Here is a 16,787-nt window from a genome sequence, read left to right as displayed (position 1 = left end):
TCCACATTCACCGAGATATTCTTGGAGCCATGAACATCTGCAACTCAACTGAGTATGTTGGCGATAGTAATATCAGACATACTGCGTAGGGAACTATATGTTCTGCCCTATGATGGGTGATGGCACACCCATACCTTGCACTACGACCTAACAGAAATGTAATGGTCAGCCACTATGTAGTGGCAGGTAGCAAGAATCCCCTGCCTTTAGGCATGGGGAGTGTCAACAGTTAGCCTAACTCTACCCCTTTCACATGAACATTATTTATCTAAAACATTATTTGCGTTTTTTGATGGTCTAATACCTGAAGGATGGTTACTTGATACTGTAGTTAAGAACTGGAAAATAGACAGAAAAGATCGTTTTGGTTTATTACTTGTATCTTATCGAGACTGTATCGGCAATGTCAGAATTGAAAGCCAGAGGATATAATACGTTAATTATGTTTTGGAATAGTCATTAAGAATCCAAGCAAACAAGAAATATTGAGTTCATGCCACAATTACTGTGTTAAATTAATGCCACCCCAAAATAAAACAAACGCCTCATAAACAACTTATGAGGCATTTTCATTATTCAAAGTGAAGAATCTCTTTTAAGAATATGGCCATTGCTTTATCGCGAAAAGCTTCAATTTCTTCATTCGTCTGACCAAGCTCACAAGGACGATGGGCTTTTTCTAAAGTAATCCCTTCAACAAGATCATCAAAAAGAGCTGGATCAATGCCCATTGCACTCTTGAGTGAATCACCATATTTTTGAGCCATTGCCCCATAACCGCCTTTAGCACCTAAATCAAGTGCAAGAAGCTGGCCAAGAATAGCTGCACGCATGCCTGGACCATATGTAAAGGCTGTGTCAATGTCTTCAACCGAAGCAACACCATCTTCAACAGCCGAAAGCAAGCTTTTAAACATCGCCCAGTTAGCACGCTGAACAATATAGCCATTGACTTCTTTCTGACAGACAATGGGCTTTTTACCCATCGCTGTATAAATTGCTTTCGCTTTATTAATTGTTTCCTCACTTACAGCTTCTCCCCCTACTATTTCAATCAAAGGAATCATGTAGGATGGGTTAAATGGATGACCAACTAAGATATGTTCTGGATGGGGCATATCTTTTTGAAGCTTTGAAGGAAACATGGCTGTTGTTGAAGAGAAAATAAGAATATCTGGTTGAATGCTTTGGGCACGTTTATAGAATTCTTGCTTAATATCCAGTCTTTCTGGCAAGCATTCCAAAATGGCATCTTTACCCTCTAGCGCTTCTTCTAGATCATGTGTAATATGGGCTTTCTCCAACAGAACACCGCTTTCTTCACGTTTAATCACACCTGCCACAACAAGCTTCTCAAGAACATTTTTCAGGTTATCTTTTACCTGGTCCGCATCTCTTATATCATAGAGTGTCACATCCTGATGATGACATAAGGCATTAGCTGCTAACCCACAGCCAATAAGACCACTGCCGGCAAATAATAAATGGTACATGATATCCACCTCCATATCTCTATTATAGATTGATAGGAAAAGTTGTTAAGTAATTATCGTTAATATTTTTAGCACTCTTATTGACATTGTGCCAAAGATTGTTATAATGTTACTTGGCATTTGAAATAAGAGAGTGCTAAGAAGGAGTGAGAATATGCTTAAACCATTATCAAAAAATATAGTACTCAAGAAAGAGGAAGCTGAGAAGAAAACTGCAAGCGGTATTATTCTAACAACTGAATCAAAAGAAGTTCCAAGTCAGGCAACTGTTGTAGCCGTTGGTCCTAAATGTGAAAGTGGTCTTAAAGAAGGCGACAAAGTCGTTTATAAGAACTATTCAGGCACTAAAGTAACAATCAATGATGAAGATTTCATTGTAATTGATGAAGAAGATATTCTTGCATCAATTCAGTAGGAGGCATAATTATGGCAAAAGAAGTACGTTATGGCAATGATGCTAGAAAAGCAATGTTGAAAGGTGTAAATACATTGGCTGATGCAGTCAGTGTCACTTTGGGTCCTAAAGGACGTAATGTTGTATTGGAAAAATCATATGGTTCTCCATTGATCACTAATGATGGTGTTTCCATTGCGAAAGAAATTGAACTTGAAGATAAGTTTGAAAATATGGGTGCTAAGCTTGTCTATGAAGCAGCTAATAAGACAAATGATGTAGCTGGTGATGGTACAACAACAGCTACTATTCTTACAAGAGATATGATTAATAATGGCTTAAAGGCTGTTGATAAAGGCAGCAATCCTGTATTACTTAGAGAAGGTATTGAAAAAGCAGGTAAGGCTGTTGCGAAAGTCTTAGTTGATAATAGTCATAAGGTTGAAACAAGTGATGATATTGCTGCTGTTGCATCTATTTCTAGTGGTGATGAACATATTGGTCAGCTCATCAGTAATGCGATGGAAAAAGTAGGTAGAGATGGTGTAATTAATGTTGATAACTCTAACTCATTTGATGATGAATTAGAAGTCAATGAAGGTATGCAGTATGACAAAGGTTATGTATCACCATACATGGTCAGTGATACAGACAAGATGGAAGTCGAAATGGATAACCCACTCATCTTAGTCACAAACCAGAAAATCTCTAACCTTCAGGAAATCCTTCCTGTCTTGGAACAGGTTGTACAGGCCAACAAACCATTATTATTGATTGCTGAAGACTATGAAAATGAAGTTATTTCAACATTAGTATTGAATAAATTAAGAGGTACTTTCAATGTTGTTGCAACTAAGGCTCCAGGCTTTGGTGATAGCCAGAAGGATAACCTTGAAGATATCGCTGTCTTAACTGGTGCTAAGTTCTACAATAAGGACTTAAATATGAAATTATCTGACTTAACTCTTGAAGACCTTGGTACAATCAAGAAAGTCATTGTTAAGAAGGATAATACAACATTAGTTGGTCATTCTACAAGTGATGCTGTTAAGGCAAGAATTGCAGAAATTAAGAATCAGCTTGCTTCAGCTAAGAGTGATTATGATAAGAAGAAATTATCTGAAAGAATTGGTAAATTATCTAACGGTGTTGCTACAATCAAGGTTGGCGCAATGACTGAAAGTGAATTGAAAGAAAAGAAATTAAGAATTGAAGATGCATTGAATGCCACAAAGGCTGCCGTAGAAGAAGGTATCGTCATCGGTGGTGGTGCTGCCTTAGTAGAAGCCTATAAGCAGTTGAAGGGTGAATTAAAGGATGAGAATGTTGATGTACAGAAAGGTATCAACATTGTCTTAGATGCATTATTTGCCCCATTGGCACAGATTGCAGAAAATGCTGGTTACAATGAAGAAGATATCATTGATGAACAGAAGAAAGCTGATAAGAATGTTGGCTTTGATGCTAAACATGGTACTTGGGTTAACATGTTTGAAGCTGGTATCATTGATCCAACTAAGGTTACAAGAAGTGCCTTATTGAACGCTTCATCTATCTCTGCCCTCTTCATCACAACTGAAGCTGGCGTAGCTGAACTTCCTAAGAAGGATGAACCAGTACCTGCAATGCCTGCACCAGGTGGCATGTATTAAAAACAATCAATAAAGCAAAAAGAGAATCTCAGCAGATTCTCTTTTTCATTTTCTAACAATATGTAGTTGCTTTTCTTCCTCTTCAACACGTTTTTCAATAGCTTCCTGTTGTCCTTCACGATAAGGAATGACAATTTCCTCCCCGGTAGTCAGACAAAGGCAATTAAGCTGTCCTTTATCCCCAACAGCTAGTCCTCCATCAATACCAATCTTATTGCCATAATCTGGATCATGCCAGATATTAAAGGAACCATCCATATTTATAAAACATAATGGTGTATGACCAAAAATATAAGTATAATCAAGATTACATGGAGACATATAAAAATATTCTCTAATCCAGGCTAATAATTCTGGGTCAGTATCTTTGACTAATGGTTTATCTGGATCAACACCAGCATGTACCAGGACATAGTGTTTACCTTGATAGTCCATCTCAATATAATCTGGTAAGCTATCAATAAATTCTATAAGTTCTTTCATAAACTGCTTACGATGATCATAGTATTCAGAGTAGGTAATGCAGTCTTTTTGCAGATATTCACGAATACTATCGACAGTACGATAGCCCCCATTCTGTTTCCAGAGACGGTAGGCATTATTGCGTTCATCATCTAAGTCATTATATTTGAGTGATTGTATGAGGGATGTACGCATCATGATTTCATGATTTCCTTTAATCATATGAATATTATTCATACTCTTAATAAAATAATAGATGTCAATACTATTGGGACCACGATCCATGATATCCCCTAATACATACAATTCATCACTATCATCAAAGGCGATTTTCTCTAAAAGAAGCTGCAATAGCACAAACTGACCATGTAAATCCGAAATAACATATTTCTTGTTCATGCTTTCTTCGCCTCCATTCTTTTTTATTCTACCATATTCCTTCTCTCTATCGAAAATGAAATAACATTTTTCCTAAAATTCATTAAATGTAAGCTCTTTCACATAAAATATAGAAATTATGATACAATGAGCATAAGGCAGGTGAGAGTATGGATGCATTTTATCGAACACTTTATCTTGATTTTATCTTTATCTATCTTCAAGGGCAGTTTACTGATGAACAAGTCAAGATCTCTACGTCTTCTAAAACCTATTGTCGAAGAGTTATTTATGAAATTGATGATTTAAAAGGATGCATAACATTATGGCATAATCATATTATTGAAGAACAGATTACAAGAAGCGACAAGACACTCTTCTATCTCCATTATCGCTTTAATAACCTCGCTCAATTCACCTCACTCTTTCATGATTTTCATTATGCCTTCATGAATATGTTTACATCAAAGAATATCCATATTGGCATTGTCTCACAAGATGGCCTGTCAGCTGCACCTTTTGTCCAAATCTTGCAGGAAGTCTTAAAATATGAAGAAAGTCCGATTGTGATTGAAGCTCTTGATCTTAATCAGGCACTGCAAGAAGCAAAGCGCTATACAGCTCTCTATCTCGCCCCTCAGCTTAAAGAAGACTATCCATCCTTTCTCAATATGGCAACACCGACATATATGATTTCTCCCCTTATTTATGCCACCCATGATTCTCTCTCCATGCTGACAGAAATAAAGGAAAAAATAAGACACCAGAATTAATTTTCTGGTGTTTTCATATACTGTTTATATTTATTTTTATAATAGCTTGTCACTTCTACAATCAAATGAATACCATCTTCAGGAAAGCTTTCTTCAATAATATGAACATGTTGTTTAAGCATATTATAGACTTCTCCTTCTTCATAAGGAATAACCATCGCCACACGTTCTTCATCTTGCGCAAGTAAGCGTAAGATCTCTTTTTCCATATCTTCAATATGTGTTTCCTTTTTTACAGAAATAAAGACATGTGGATCACGAGTCACAAGCAAGTCATCATGGGGCAAATCTTCTTTATTATAAACATAGAGAATGGGCGTATTTTCAACACCAAGTTGATCCAAGGTCTCAAGAGTGACATCAATTTGTTTTTGGACATATTTCGCACTACAGTCAATAACCATTACAATAAGATCAGCTTCTTTCACTTCTTCAAGTGTTGAAAGAAAGGCTTCTATGAGATGATGAGGCAAATGAGAAATAAAACCAACCGTATCCGATAAAAGAATATACTTCTTGTTCGCTAAACGGATTCTTCTTGTCGATGTTTCAAGTGTCGCAAAAAGCATATCCTGGGCACTGACTTTCTTTTGCGTATAAAGATTCATCAAAGATGATTTACCAGAGTTTGTATAACCGACAAGACAAACAACTTCTTCCTGATTACGAATACGTCGTTGTCTTTGAATTTGCCTTTCTTTCTTAAGTCGGGCAAGTTCTTTTTTAGCTGACGCTATCTGGTGATGAATATGACGTCGATCAATTTCTAGCTGCGTTTCCCCTGCGCCTCTAAAGCCACTACCACCCTGCTGGCTATAAATCCCTTCATGCATACCAGCCAGTCTAGGCAGTTCATAATTCAGTCGGGCAATCTCCACCTGTAATTTAGCTTCTTTCGTTTTCGCTCTTGACGCAAAGATGCGAAGAATTAAATCTGTTCGATCAGTCACTTCTATACCAAGCTCTTCAGTAAGATTACGTACCTGAAGTGGCGTTAGTTCTTCTCCTACAATGATCATCTCTTCATCATCAATCATTCGCTTAACTTCATTAACCTTACCCTTGCCCATATAATAGGGCTTGGTCGGCGTAATACTTTGAATAATCACTTTTGTATAGGTAATATCGCAAGCTTTACATAAACCCTTCAGTTCACTAAGACTCATCGCAAAATCATCATCATCTTTATAATCTAAGGCAACTAATATCGCTTTTTTCATATAAACCTCATTTCTCTTTCATTGATACTATTTTACTTTATTTTGAATGTCTTGAAAAGATATTGATATTTAATAAGAATTATTCTTAATAGTATTGACATTTACTACATATAAAGCTATACTTTATTTGTAATCATTACTAATAAGGAGGAAGAGCATGAGCGTAGTAAGAAGACGTATGACGAAACAGCGTAGTGTGATTTATGACATATTGTGTGCTGATTATACACATCCAACCGCCGAAGTGATCTATGGCAAGACACAAAAAGTTTTACCAAACATTTCACTTGGAACTGTTTATCGTAATCTTAATCTTCTTGCGGAAGATGGCATGATCAAGAAGCTTGATTTAGGTGATGATAAAGTACATTTTGATGCTGATATCAGCTCTCATTCCCACTTTATCTGTGAACAATGTGGCAAGATCATTGATATCGACGTAGATACAAATGACCTTAAACAACTTGAAAATGATCTTGCGACAAAAAACAAACTTATTGTTCATTCAGCAGCGCTCGTCTTTCGAGGTATTTGTGATGAGTGTGTGTGTAAATCGTAAGAGGAGGAAAACATTATGGATTTAAAAGGAACAAAAACAGCTGGTAATTTAATGCATGCCTTTGCAGGTGAATCTCAGGCAAGAATGAGATATACTTACTTTGCATCTCAGGCTAAGAAAGATGGTTTCGTAGAAGTACAGAAGATCTTCGAAGAAACTGCTAATCAGGAAAAAGAACATGCTAAGAGATTGATGAAATTATTGGTTGCTGGTGGTTTCAAAGGCGAAACAATCGCTGTTGAAGGAAGCTTCCCTGTTATGCTTGGTACAACAACTGAAAACTTAAAGTCAGCTGCTGCTGGTGAAAATGAAGAATGGTCTGATATGTATCCAAGCTATGCTAAGATTGCTGAAGAAGAAGGATTCCCTGAAATTGCTGCCATCTTACGTGCTATCGCTCGTGCTGAAAAGATGCATGAAGATCGTTACTTAAAGTTATTATCAAGAATTGAAGATGGTACTGTATTCAAGAAAGATCATAAAGTATTATGGAAATGTAATAACTGTGGTTATGTTGTTGAAGCTGAAGAAGCTCCAAAGGCATGTCCTGCATGTGCACATCCACAGGCTTACTTCGAAGAATACAAGTTCTTTGATTAATCCATTGAGACGAGATTCTCGTCTCTTTTTTATTGCATTTTTCTATGGTATGCATTATCATCAAGGCATGACAAATGCAGAGTAGACAAAGAGGCGTTAAGTGCTCGATGAACGGGGAGTTGTCATCGGGACGAAAAGTTGTTCTTGCGGTTTCTTTGTCGCATCCCGCTGCTACACACGTGAGTAAACCTCCGCTGTAGTAACAAGGAAGATACTGCAAAGGAGGTATATTTATGTCAAAATTAAAGAACACTAAAATTTTAGCCATTACAGCAATGTTGGCAGCCATATCCATTATTCTATCTTACTTCAAGATTCCACTCTCACCACTTATTGAAATCAGATTCACAACATTACCATTAGCTATTGCTGGTTTCCTCTTTGGTCCAGCTATTGGTGGGATTGTTGGCTTGTTGGCTGATGTAGGTGGTTATATCATCGCTCCAACAGGACCTTTCTTCCCAGGCTTTACGATTTCTACAATCTTAAGTGGTGCTATTTATGGTTTCATCTTACATCATCATGAATTCAGCATTAAGCGTATCTTTATTGCTCAGGTGATTATTGTGCTTGTCGTGAACTTAATGTTGAACTCATTATGGTTATCAATGCTTTATGGAAAAGCCTTCATGGTCGCCATAAGTGCAAGACTTTTCAAAGAAATCATCATGTTACCAATTAATACTGCTTTAGTAAGTTTAGTTCTTAAGGCTATTGGTGAACGTTCAGTGATTAAGAAAGTCAGAGCATAACATGTATTTTGTATTTGATATTGGCAATGTGCTCTTTTCCTGGAATCCTGATTTCTTTCTTGCTCGATATTTCCCTGATGATGTTAAGAGATTTAAAGATATGGTATTCTTAGGTGAAGAATGGCGACGATTAGACTTAGGAGAAATAGGTTTACAAGATGTTCAAACATTACTGCTTGAACGCTATCCAAGTGATCGTGAAGCAATCTATTTTATCTTTGATCACTTTCAAGATGAAATGATGCAACCGATTAATGATTCCATTCAAGCTGTCAAAGCATTAAAGAAGAAAGGCTATAAGCTCTATCTTCTTTCCAATCTCAATCAAGATCGTTACATCCAAAGATATCAACAAGAACCCGAAATCTTTTCCCTCTTTGATGGAGCAACACTATCAGGAGGAGCACATGAACTCAAACCTGATGCATCCCTCTATCTGAAATTCTTCCAACAATTTCACTTAGATCCATTAGATGGTCTATTGATTGATGATAGCTTAGCCAATATCGAAACTGCACAAAGACTTGGTATGAAGACAATACTAAGTCAACCACAACAAAACTTAATAGAAAGATTGAAGACTATGGGCATTGACCTATAGCCTTTTGTGTTATACTTAGGAAAAAGGAGATGAAAACGATGAAAGATATTATCTTTGATATTGGTGGTGTTCTCTTGAACTGGAATCCCGATATTTTTTTAAACAAGTATTTTCAAGGAGATGCAGAAAGATTAAAGAAGATGGTCTTTTTAAGCGATGAATGGAAAATGCTTGACTTAGGCAATGCGAATGTCAACGAAGTTAGAACACTCATACGCCAGCACCATCCTAACGACACACAGGCCATCAACTTTATCTTTGATCATTTCGAAGAAGAAATGTTGCAGCCAATAGATGAAAGCATCGAAGCTGTCAAAGCACTAAAGAAAGCAGGCTATCCACTTTATATTCTTTCCAATATCCATCAGGACCTCTATCACAAAAGAGCACATGACCATCCAGACATCTTCTCTCTTTTTGAAGGTGCTATCCTTTCTGGCGAGGAACACTGTTTAAAACCAGATCCAGCTATCTATCATATTCTTTTTCAACGTTTCAATCTCGATCCTCACAACTGCCTCTTTATCGATGACAGTCCTGCCAATATCGAAGCAGCCAAAAAACTTGGCATGGATGGCATTGTAAGAAAGCAAGATCAAAACTTAATCACTGAACTTAAGACTAGAGGTATTCAGCTCTAGTCTTTTTCTTTGACAATATGCAATAGAAAGTTGTCGGGAGGTGGAAGCTTGGTACTTAAGAATCGTCTTAAATTTCCAGAAAAAATGGCTAGAAGATAGTGATGAAGCGGACAAGATTATCATAGGCAAATGTGCCTATAAGGCCTCTCTTTTGACAAATCTCACATGTGTCATTCTCTTAATTATCTCTGCTTTACTTTACCTTCTTACATCAGTTGCTTTATTGCCATCATCATGATTGTCAACCTGAGTGCCTATTTTCTTTAAGCAAAAAAATAATCAAGTTGGGATAAAATTAGAATAAAGATCAGCCATACAAAAAGGAATGTCCTCTGATATGATCTCCTAATTGTAGACAGTACTAATACACAAAATGTACTGCCCTGCTCTTAAGAGATTTTATTATGGCCGAAAAGCACACTTAAACAAAAAATGAAAGCTCTATGGAATTATCAGTCAGGAAAGAAATCAACATCTCAATACGATATGGAAAAGATCAAAGTGCAATAAAAAACAAGGCCAAATATCATTGACCTTGCTTGTTAGTTATTTGGATATTTCCCTAACTACTTGATAAATCAGATATTCCTTAGTTAGTTGCCACTTGATTTATTTGGTAGAAAAGGGCTTAAGGCGTCCGCAAGACTATGAAGATTACGTGTTTGAATCAATACTTTACCATCACCATGGAATGTATTCACCAAGCCTTCTCCTGTTGTAAAGCCAAAAGTACCCGATGCAATCTCAATATTGTAATCAAGGTTGGCATCCCAGGCGACAACATGTTCATTATCTACAGTAAGAGGTGTATCAGGTGTTACTGTCAGTTCCACTAAAGCCCCGAAGGCATTAACTAAGATATCCCCTTCTCCTGCTGTTTCCATGACATAAAGTCCACCTGTTCCACCAAAGAAAGCTTTTCCTAAATCCTGACTCTTCATGACATAGTTCACACTATCATCGGACGCTAAGAAAGCACCGGTATTCAAACGATATTGCTTTGAACCAACTTCAAGCTTGCAGATCGTACCTGGAATAGCTGGGGCAATACCAATAATACTGCCATCACTTAAGCCTTCTGCCTGGGTGATAAACATGCTTTCGCCACTTGTCAAGCTACGACCAATAGCACTTAGAACGCCACCAAGGCCCTTTCTGTTGGAATTCATTTTACCAACAATATCGACATTAGCCTTATAAGCCATTGCACCACGTTCTATTTTAATCTTTTCCCCTTTTGCGAGAGTTACTTCTGCTAATGGGCAATCTGAATCACCATTTATTCTATATTTCATATATTCCTCCTATAAGCCAATAGCTTTGCGGGCAATATCAATTGGCATTTCCTTGCCTGTCCAGAGTTTAAAGCTTTCTGCTCCCTGATATAGAAGCATATAAACACCACTGACTGGTATTGCGCCTACTTTCTTAGCTCGTTGTAATAATAATGTATCTTTTGGATTATAAACACAATCAAAGACATATAATCCTTCATGTAAGTCTGATTCTTCAACAAGACAGCTATCTTGATGAGGGACCATCCCTACACTTGTCGCATTCGCAAGTACATCAGCACTATCAATTTCTTGTTTTAATAGGGCTTTGTCATCGATATCATAGAGATGCATTTCTACCCCTGTCTTTTCTTCAATTAGCTTGATACGTTCCTGTGCTTTTGCATAGAAAGCATCTTTCTTGTTGAAAACAACAATCTCTCTTGCCCCATCAATAGCACACTGTGCCATAATAGCTGCAGCAGCACCACCAGCTCCAAGCAAGACTAGTTTCTTTCCTTTAATATCTAAGCCATTTTCTTTGAGTGCACGAACAAATCCTGTCCCATCTGTAGATGTCCCTGTTAATACACCATCATCATTGACAACTGTATTAATAGCTCCACAAAGTTCTGAAACGAGAGATACATGGTCTAAGTATTGCCCGATATCCCCTTTATTAGGCATAGAAACATTCCAGCCTCTGACTTTCATTGCTTTAAGTCCTGCTACTGTATCTTTAAGTTCTTCTTTACCTACTTCAAATACTAAATAGACATAGTCCAATCCCAAAGCATCAAAAGCCGCATTATGCATTTGTGGGGACATGGAATGTCTGATTGGTGTGGCTACTAAACCAATAAGTTCAGTATGACCAGTAATCGCAAGTTCTCTACCCATAGTTCTTTCTCCTTTTCATCAGTATAGCTTATTTTCTTCTTCAAGATAACATTTCTTCAAATATTTATCGATAATAATCATCAATACAATCATCAAAGCAATAATAGCCAATAAAATAACACCCAGCTCTAAAAAGAATGTTTCTGGAAATATATTGATAATCGGATCAACACTTGGATCAATCAGCCAGTAATTATTACGAAATATAAGCTGATGCATAAGTGTAAAAGCACTATCAAAATTCATTGCCATAAAACTCCCGACAATCCCTATAATCACAATTAAAACAATTGGTGTTGTTTTAAAAAACATATGTCTTTTCTCTTTGAGGCTTGTATGAATAAGCGGTATTAATATCAGTGTGGAAAGAAGAAAATAGATTTGAATTACTCCAAGAACTTTCTTAACATCCGCAAAATGAATAGATGTCGCTTTACTTGTGATCAGTTTTGAGGAGACTTGCATGGATGTATTGGTGAATATAGAAAGATAATGAATGATATGGCCATAATTTTCTTTAATCTGCGTTGATGACATATGGACAAGTTTTGGTAAATGAAATGTGTTGACTTGTTGGTTATAGAGGAGGGGGGAGAGAAAGGTTGTTAGAATGATAGCGAAAGTAATGACCCAGAAAGACAAAAGTACAGTAATCAATTTTTCTTTTTTTGTACTGAGTTGAAAAAACATTTATATCTCCTAAAAAAGCATGGACTATCCATGCTTAATAACGCTTTGTATCACTTTCTTCAGTTAAGAAATGTTCACCCTTCTGGACTTCATGACGCACTAAGTCAGGGAAATCCTGCTGTCTTAAGCATTCATAGATGCCAATAGCGACAGTGTTAGAAAGATTGAGTGAACGGCTATCTGCATACATTGGAATACGTACACATTCATCTAAATGTGCACGAAGAATATCATGAGGAATACCGTCATGTTCATGCCCAAACAAGAGATAATGATCGCCCTCTTGTGTATAGTTAGCTTCTGAATAGGTCTGATTGGAGTAGCGGGTATAGAAATGATAATGTCCTGGATTCTTCGCTTCAAACTCTTCCCAATCTTCATAAATCGTAAGCTTGAGATCTTTGATATAATCTAAGCCTGCTCTTTTCATATGTTTATCATCCAATGAGAATCCCATTGGTTTAATAATATGTAGATGTGTGTTGGTTGCCACACATGTACGCATGATATTACCAGTATTCTGTGGAATAGCTGGATGGATTAATACGATATGATTCATTACATATTCTCCTTCACATAATGATAGAGGTCTTTAAGTGCTTTGGCACGATGAGAATATTGATTCTTCTCTTCCATTGTCATTTCAGCACTTGTTTTCTTTAATGGTGGGAAATAGAAAATAGGATCATAGCCAAAACCATTCTCACCAGCAATATGATCATTGACAAGACCTTCAAAAGTTTCTTTAAAGACTTTTGTCTCTTGACCAGGTATAGCTAGTGCCATAGCACAAACGAAACGACAGCTACGTTTTTCCCCTTCTACACCAGCCAGTTTATCAATAATCGCCTGATTCTTAATATCATAGCTTGTATCATGTCCCATCCATCTTGCACTATAGATACCCGGTTCTCTATTCAAATAATCCACTTCTAATCCCGAGTCATCAGCTAATACAGGACGATGCACTTGTTTCATGATACTTTCTGCCTTAATGATTGCATTCTCTTCAAATGTTTTACCATTTTCTTCAATATCAACATCATCTCCTAAGACATCCTTCATACTCAAAACATGAATATCTAAAGGTTCAAGCATTGCTTTGATTTCTTTAATTTTTCCTTGATTACCACTAGCGACAATAATCTCTTTCATATCTTTTTCCTCAACTTTGCGTTTCTATTATACAATAATATTGATGAAAAGAAAGAATTCACATGATTATTTTAGTATAATGGTCATGGTGATGATATGAAAAAGTTAATTATTAATGCAGATGATTTTGGTTTAAGTGATGGCTGTAATCAAGGTATCCTGCAAGGGCATCAAGAAGGCCTTATTTCTTCAACAACAGTCATGATGACATGTCCTGATATCGAAAAAACAATTGCATTACTTAGAAATGTCGATGATTTAGGTGTTGGTGTGCATCTTTGTATCACATCCGGTCGGCCATTAACGGATGGTCAAAGCTTTAGAGACAAAGATGGCTCTTTTAAAAAACGCAACACCTATCTTCATGGCATCGATTGTGACAATGAAGAAGTATATCAAGAATGGAAAGCACAGATTGATACGTTCATTAAACTAGCCGGACGTATGCCCGATCATTTCGACAGCCATCATCATATCCATCTCATGCCCCGTTTCCTTGGTATCACAAGAAAGCTTTCGCAAGAATACAACTTGCCGTTAAGACAGGAGAAACAGGTTATAACCAATCAGCCCTTTGTCCCATGTTTTACTGACTTCCATGCCTCTAATGCTAACATAGAGACATTAGAAAAGATCATTACGATGCCTGAAGAAACCGTTGAAATCATGACCCATCCTGCTTTTTGCGATCAACATCTTTGTGAGATTTCTTCCTACAATACTGAAAGAAAGACAGAACTTGATTTCTGGATGAACCCAAATACAATAAACTTCCTCAATAGCCATCATATAACTATCACAAACTATACAAAAATAGCGAAGTCCTAAACTTCGCCATTTTTTTATCTTATTCAAATAAACCAGAATAATACAATTTTTGACACCAGTGATAATCAAGATGGGAATAAGTATAGCTTTTTAAAGCCCGATAAAGACCATAGGCCAATAATGCTGAAACAAGTCCTACAAGCATGCCGGCTACGACATCACTTGGATAATGCACCATCAGATAGTTACGTGAAAAGCCCATTAATAAAACAAATAAAAAGCCTAGCCAGCTATATTTCTTATTACAAGTCAAGAAGATTGCTGTCATTGCAGCCATAGTTGCTGTCGCATGCCCACTTGGGAAAGAATATTCTCCCACATGTACACTACCGACATACTTCCACCAGTTGACAATCTCTAAGCGACCTGATTGAAATGGACGCAAGCGTGCAACATAATTCTTAATAAAGAGATTTGTGAATATAAGGCCAATTACCATTGATACAACCATCACAAAGCCCACCTTCCGTGTTTTCTTAAAAAACAATAAGGCAATCGCAATAATGACAAGGGGAAGACCTTTTTCTAAATCGAAAAAGTAACTGATTGACCTAATAAATGGTGTAAAAGCATTATTTGTCATAACCGCAAGATTATGGTAAAACTCTAACAAAGCATAATCAAATGCATGGATAAAATTCATCATATTTCCTTCCTCCTAACATCCTTGGCTTCAATAGCTCTGATAATCTTGCAAGGATTTCCGCCGGCAATGACATAGGGAGGAATATCATTCGTGACAACTGATCCTGGAATAATATAAGCCCCTTGGTTAATTCTGACATTGGGACAAATAACACTGCCACCACCGATATAAACATGATCATGAATAAAGACAGGCATACTTCTTTCATAACCAAGACTGCGTTCTTGTTCATTATAAGGTGTGATGCTTGTAAGTATTGTGACATTGGAACCCATAGTCACCTGGTTACCAATGATGACTTTATTTGTATCTTCAATTGAAAGATTCTTCTTTGCATAGAAATTATAGCCCACTTCAATATTATAACCATAAACACAGTAAAAAGGCTGCTCGATCATCAATTCCCCTGCTGCATGAATAAGACTCTTGATCTTTTCATCAAGATAACCACGATCACGGGGACTTGTACTATTATACGCAATAAGGGTTGTTGTGCAATCATCTCTTTCATCAATGAGTTCTTCACTCCAAGGTTGATAGACTTCACCCTTCAACATTTTTTCTTTTTCCGTCATACTATTTATCCTTATTATAGAGATCTTGAATACGCTCATAGAGCTTAGCACAGTCATATGTCGCAAAGATGTCCGTCGGGATGATATCAATAGGTACATCCTTGATTGTTTCTTTGAGCTTGTCTGTGGCATAGCGTATTTGTGGGGCAACAAGAATAAGATCATAACGATGAGCAATAGCTGGTACATCACACAAGGCTGCAGCATCAATTGTATAAGGAGCATGGGACAAAGCAAGATAGTTATTCATCTGCATCTTGAAATAACTTGTAGTCATTCCCCCACTGCAACAAAGCAGGACTCTTTCTTTATGTTTTGCATTCTTTTTGGTCAGCTCTTTCATCATTGCACGGTAAAAAGAAACAGCGAGGGGGTAGTGTTTAAATTCATAATGGAGATAGAAATGCATATCCCCATAACGATCATTTACCCATTCTTCATGCATACCATTTTCATGCATAATAAGTGTCGCTGAGCGATCTTCATACATAAAAATCAGTGTTTCCTGATTCTTTTGTTTAACTGTTACACCTTCATAATCACCTGCATGCATCTTTGCCCACAAGCAAAATACCGCCCTATTTTCCTTAAATAAATCCATATCCTTACCCTCTTATATCTATCTTAAGATGATTTTCATATTTTTTCAACATCCAGATCATAAGAGGAAAATGCTTTAAAGCCTTAATCCTTTTATATCCTTAATGCGTGTTAGAATGACATTTGTCGTCATATGTTTAATGCCAGGAAGCTGATCCATGACATCATGTAAGAAGCTATCCATTTCATCCTGACTGCTTAATAAGGCATGTACATGAAGATGATAGTCTCCCGTTGTACGATAAATTTGTGTGATATGATCCTGACTATTCAATATCTCAACAACCTTCCCATAAGACTCTGGAGTTGTCTCAATATCAAAATAGAGCGAAATCGAATCACTCATCTTTTGTGGATTAAGTATCGTCGTAAAGCCTTCAATAATCCCTTTTCTCTCCAATTCATCAATATGATTCTTAATTGCGACTCTTGAAAGACCTAGCTTTTCTGCAATTTGTGAATAAGTATAACGCGCATTCTCAATTAATAATGCGATAATCTTTTGATCAATATCATTTAAGCTTTCTAAAAACATCCTGCATCACCCCATATAATGTATCATCACTCGCTTGACATGACAATATGAAACTACTA

The 16,787-nt window shown here is 36.8% G+C and carries 23 protein-coding genes and 1 riboswitch; of the genes, 11 read left to right on the top strand and 12 right to left on the bottom strand.

What is annotated here, in order from left to right; genetic code table 11:
* The first annotated feature begins 219 nt into the window (after positions 1-219).
* Positions 220-432 carry a HipA N-terminal domain-containing protein gene (locus FYJ79_RS03070; RefSeq protein ID WP_326803177.1) on the top strand — a complete coding sequence of 71 codons (213 nt, stop codon included), beginning with the start codon at positions 220-222 and terminating at the stop codon, positions 430-432.
* A gap of 140 nt (positions 433-572) precedes the next feature.
* Here the strand turns inward: FYJ79_RS03070 and FYJ79_RS03065 are convergent, their stop codons facing one another.
* Positions 573-1,493, bottom strand: a complete 921-nt coding sequence (locus FYJ79_RS03065; protein WP_195836999.1) for a 3-hydroxyacyl-CoA dehydrogenase family protein — start codon at positions 1,491-1,493, stop codon at positions 573-575.
* Between the two features lie 154 nt (positions 1,494-1,647).
* Between FYJ79_RS03065 and FYJ79_RS03060 the strand changes: the two genes are divergently transcribed.
* On the top strand, positions 1,648-1,908 hold the full coding sequence (locus FYJ79_RS03060) for a co-chaperone GroES (protein ID WP_154514496.1): 261 nt from the start codon (positions 1,648-1,650) through the stop codon (positions 1,906-1,908).
* 11 nt (positions 1,909-1,919) lie between these two features.
* Complete coding sequence (groL, locus tag FYJ79_RS03055) at positions 1,920-3,539, top strand: chaperonin GroEL (RefSeq protein WP_154514495.1); 1,620 nt, start codon at positions 1,920-1,922, stop codon at positions 3,537-3,539.
* A 45-nt stretch (positions 3,540-3,584) separates the two neighbouring features.
* Here groL and FYJ79_RS03050 read toward each other — a convergent pair whose 3' ends face one another.
* Entirely contained in the window at positions 3,585-4,400 is an 816-nt protein-coding gene (locus FYJ79_RS03050; protein WP_154514494.1) for a metallophosphoesterase, read from the bottom strand.
* Between the two features lie 149 nt (positions 4,401-4,549).
* Between FYJ79_RS03050 and FYJ79_RS03045 the strand changes: the two genes are divergently transcribed.
* Positions 4,550-5,152, top strand: coding sequence for a hypothetical protein (locus FYJ79_RS03045; RefSeq protein WP_154514493.1), 603 nt, complete (start codon positions 4,550-4,552; stop codon positions 5,150-5,152).
* On the opposite strand, the gene hflX is transcribed toward FYJ79_RS03045, so the two are convergent.
* Positions 5,149-6,372, bottom strand: a complete 1,224-nt coding sequence (gene hflX / locus FYJ79_RS03040) for a GTPase HflX (RefSeq protein WP_154514492.1) — start codon at positions 6,370-6,372, stop codon at positions 5,149-5,151. The two genes, FYJ79_RS03045 and hflX, sit on opposite strands and share 4 nt — an antisense overlap.
* 157 nt (positions 6,373-6,529) lie before the next feature.
* Here hflX and FYJ79_RS03035 point away from each other — a divergent pair, with 157 nt between their 5' ends.
* The 6 genes from FYJ79_RS03035 (at position 6,530) to FYJ79_RS12810 (ending at position 9,763) form a co-directional block, all read left to right on the top strand.
* Positions 6,530-6,931, top strand: coding sequence for a Fur family transcriptional regulator (locus tag FYJ79_RS03035; RefSeq protein ID WP_154514491.1), 402 nt, complete (start codon positions 6,530-6,532; stop codon positions 6,929-6,931).
* 15 nt (positions 6,932-6,946) lie between these two features.
* Positions 6,947-7,531 (top strand): rubrerythrin, encoded by a 585-nt coding sequence (rbr, locus tag FYJ79_RS03030; RefSeq protein WP_154514490.1) that lies wholly within the window; start codon positions 6,947-6,949, stop codon positions 7,529-7,531.
* Positions 7,532-7,606: 75 nt separating this feature from the next.
* Positions 7,607-7,704: riboswitch (THF riboswitch) on the top strand.
* Positions 7,705-7,764: 60 nt separating this feature from the next.
* Entirely contained in the window at positions 7,765-8,283 is a 519-nt protein-coding gene (locus tag FYJ79_RS03025) for a folate family ECF transporter S component (protein WP_154514489.1), read from the top strand.
* A gap of 1 nt (position 8,284) precedes the next feature.
* Positions 8,285-8,884 carry an HAD family hydrolase gene (locus tag FYJ79_RS03020; RefSeq protein ID WP_154514488.1) on the top strand — a complete coding sequence of 200 codons (600 nt, stop codon included), beginning with the start codon at positions 8,285-8,287 and terminating at the stop codon, positions 8,882-8,884.
* 38 nt (positions 8,885-8,922) lie between these two features.
* On the top strand, positions 8,923-9,525 hold the full coding sequence (locus tag FYJ79_RS03015) for an HAD family hydrolase (RefSeq protein WP_195836998.1): 603 nt from the start codon (positions 8,923-8,925) through the stop codon (positions 9,523-9,525).
* 40 nt (positions 9,526-9,565) lie between these two features.
* Entirely contained in the window at positions 9,566-9,763 is a 198-nt protein-coding gene (locus tag FYJ79_RS12810) for a DUF3169 family protein (protein ID WP_154514486.1), read from the top strand.
* Between the two features lie 355 nt (positions 9,764-10,118).
* Here the strand turns inward: FYJ79_RS12810 and FYJ79_RS03005 are convergent, their stop codons facing one another.
* The 5 genes from FYJ79_RS03005 to FYJ79_RS02985 are packed head-to-tail and all read right to left on the bottom strand — an operon-like array spanning position 10,119 to position 13,544.
* Positions 10,119-10,820, bottom strand: a complete 702-nt coding sequence (locus FYJ79_RS03005; RefSeq protein WP_154514485.1) for a TIGR00266 family protein — start codon at positions 10,818-10,820, stop codon at positions 10,119-10,121.
* A gap of 9 nt (positions 10,821-10,829) precedes the next feature.
* The gene (aroE, locus tag FYJ79_RS03000; protein WP_154514484.1) at positions 10,830-11,699 is read right to left on the bottom strand and encodes a shikimate dehydrogenase; all 870 of its coding nucleotides are present in this window, start codon (positions 11,697-11,699) and stop codon (positions 10,830-10,832) included.
* 18 nt (positions 11,700-11,717) lie between these two features.
* Complete coding sequence (locus FYJ79_RS02995) at positions 11,718-12,389, bottom strand: TIGR01906 family membrane protein (protein WP_154514483.1); 672 nt, start codon at positions 12,387-12,389, stop codon at positions 11,718-11,720.
* A 34-nt stretch (positions 12,390-12,423) separates the two neighbouring features.
* Entirely contained in the window at positions 12,424-12,948 is a 525-nt protein-coding gene (locus FYJ79_RS02990; protein WP_154514482.1) for a tRNA (cytidine(34)-2'-O)-methyltransferase, read from the bottom strand.
* A complete protein-coding gene (locus FYJ79_RS02985; RefSeq protein ID WP_154514481.1) occupies positions 12,948-13,544 on the bottom strand; it encodes an XTP/dITP diphosphatase in 597 nt (198 codons plus the stop codon). The genes FYJ79_RS02990 and FYJ79_RS02985 overlap by 1 nt, the downstream gene beginning before the upstream one ends.
* A gap of 96 nt (positions 13,545-13,640) precedes the next feature.
* Between FYJ79_RS02985 and FYJ79_RS02980 the strand changes: the two genes are divergently transcribed.
* Complete coding sequence (locus tag FYJ79_RS02980; RefSeq protein WP_154514480.1) at positions 13,641-14,372, top strand: carbohydrate deacetylase; 732 nt, start codon at positions 13,641-13,643, stop codon at positions 14,370-14,372.
* 19 nt (positions 14,373-14,391) lie between these two features.
* Here FYJ79_RS02980 and FYJ79_RS02975 read toward each other — a convergent pair whose 3' ends face one another.
* The 4 genes from FYJ79_RS02975 to FYJ79_RS02960 form a co-directional block, all read right to left on the bottom strand.
* On the bottom strand, positions 14,392-15,018 hold the full coding sequence (locus FYJ79_RS02975) for a phosphatase PAP2 family protein (protein ID WP_154514479.1): 627 nt from the start codon (positions 15,016-15,018) through the stop codon (positions 14,392-14,394).
* A complete protein-coding gene (locus tag FYJ79_RS02970) occupies positions 15,015-15,593 on the bottom strand; it encodes a maltose acetyltransferase domain-containing protein (protein WP_154514478.1) in 579 nt (192 codons plus the stop codon). Before FYJ79_RS02970 ends, FYJ79_RS02975 begins: the two co-directional genes overlap by 4 nt.
* Before the next feature lies 1 nt (position 15,594).
* Positions 15,595-16,194: a PTS sugar transporter subunit IIB gene (locus FYJ79_RS02965; protein ID WP_154514477.1), complete on the bottom strand. Its 600-nt coding sequence runs from the start codon at positions 16,192-16,194 to the stop codon at positions 15,595-15,597.
* Positions 16,195-16,269: 75 nt separating this feature from the next.
* Positions 16,270-16,728: an Lrp/AsnC family transcriptional regulator gene (locus tag FYJ79_RS02960; protein ID WP_154514476.1), complete on the bottom strand. Its 459-nt coding sequence runs from the start codon at positions 16,726-16,728 to the stop codon at positions 16,270-16,272.
* Positions 16,729-16,787: the final 59 nt, after the last annotated feature.

It is taken from the genome of Sharpea porci, assembly GCF_009695655.1.
GTDB classification, from domain to species: domain Bacteria; phylum Bacillota_I; class Bacilli_A; order Erysipelotrichales; family Coprobacillaceae; genus Sharpea; species Sharpea porci.
The sequence above is the reverse complement of the archived record's forward strand: the minus strand, read 5'-3'. Positions and strand labels throughout refer to the sequence as shown.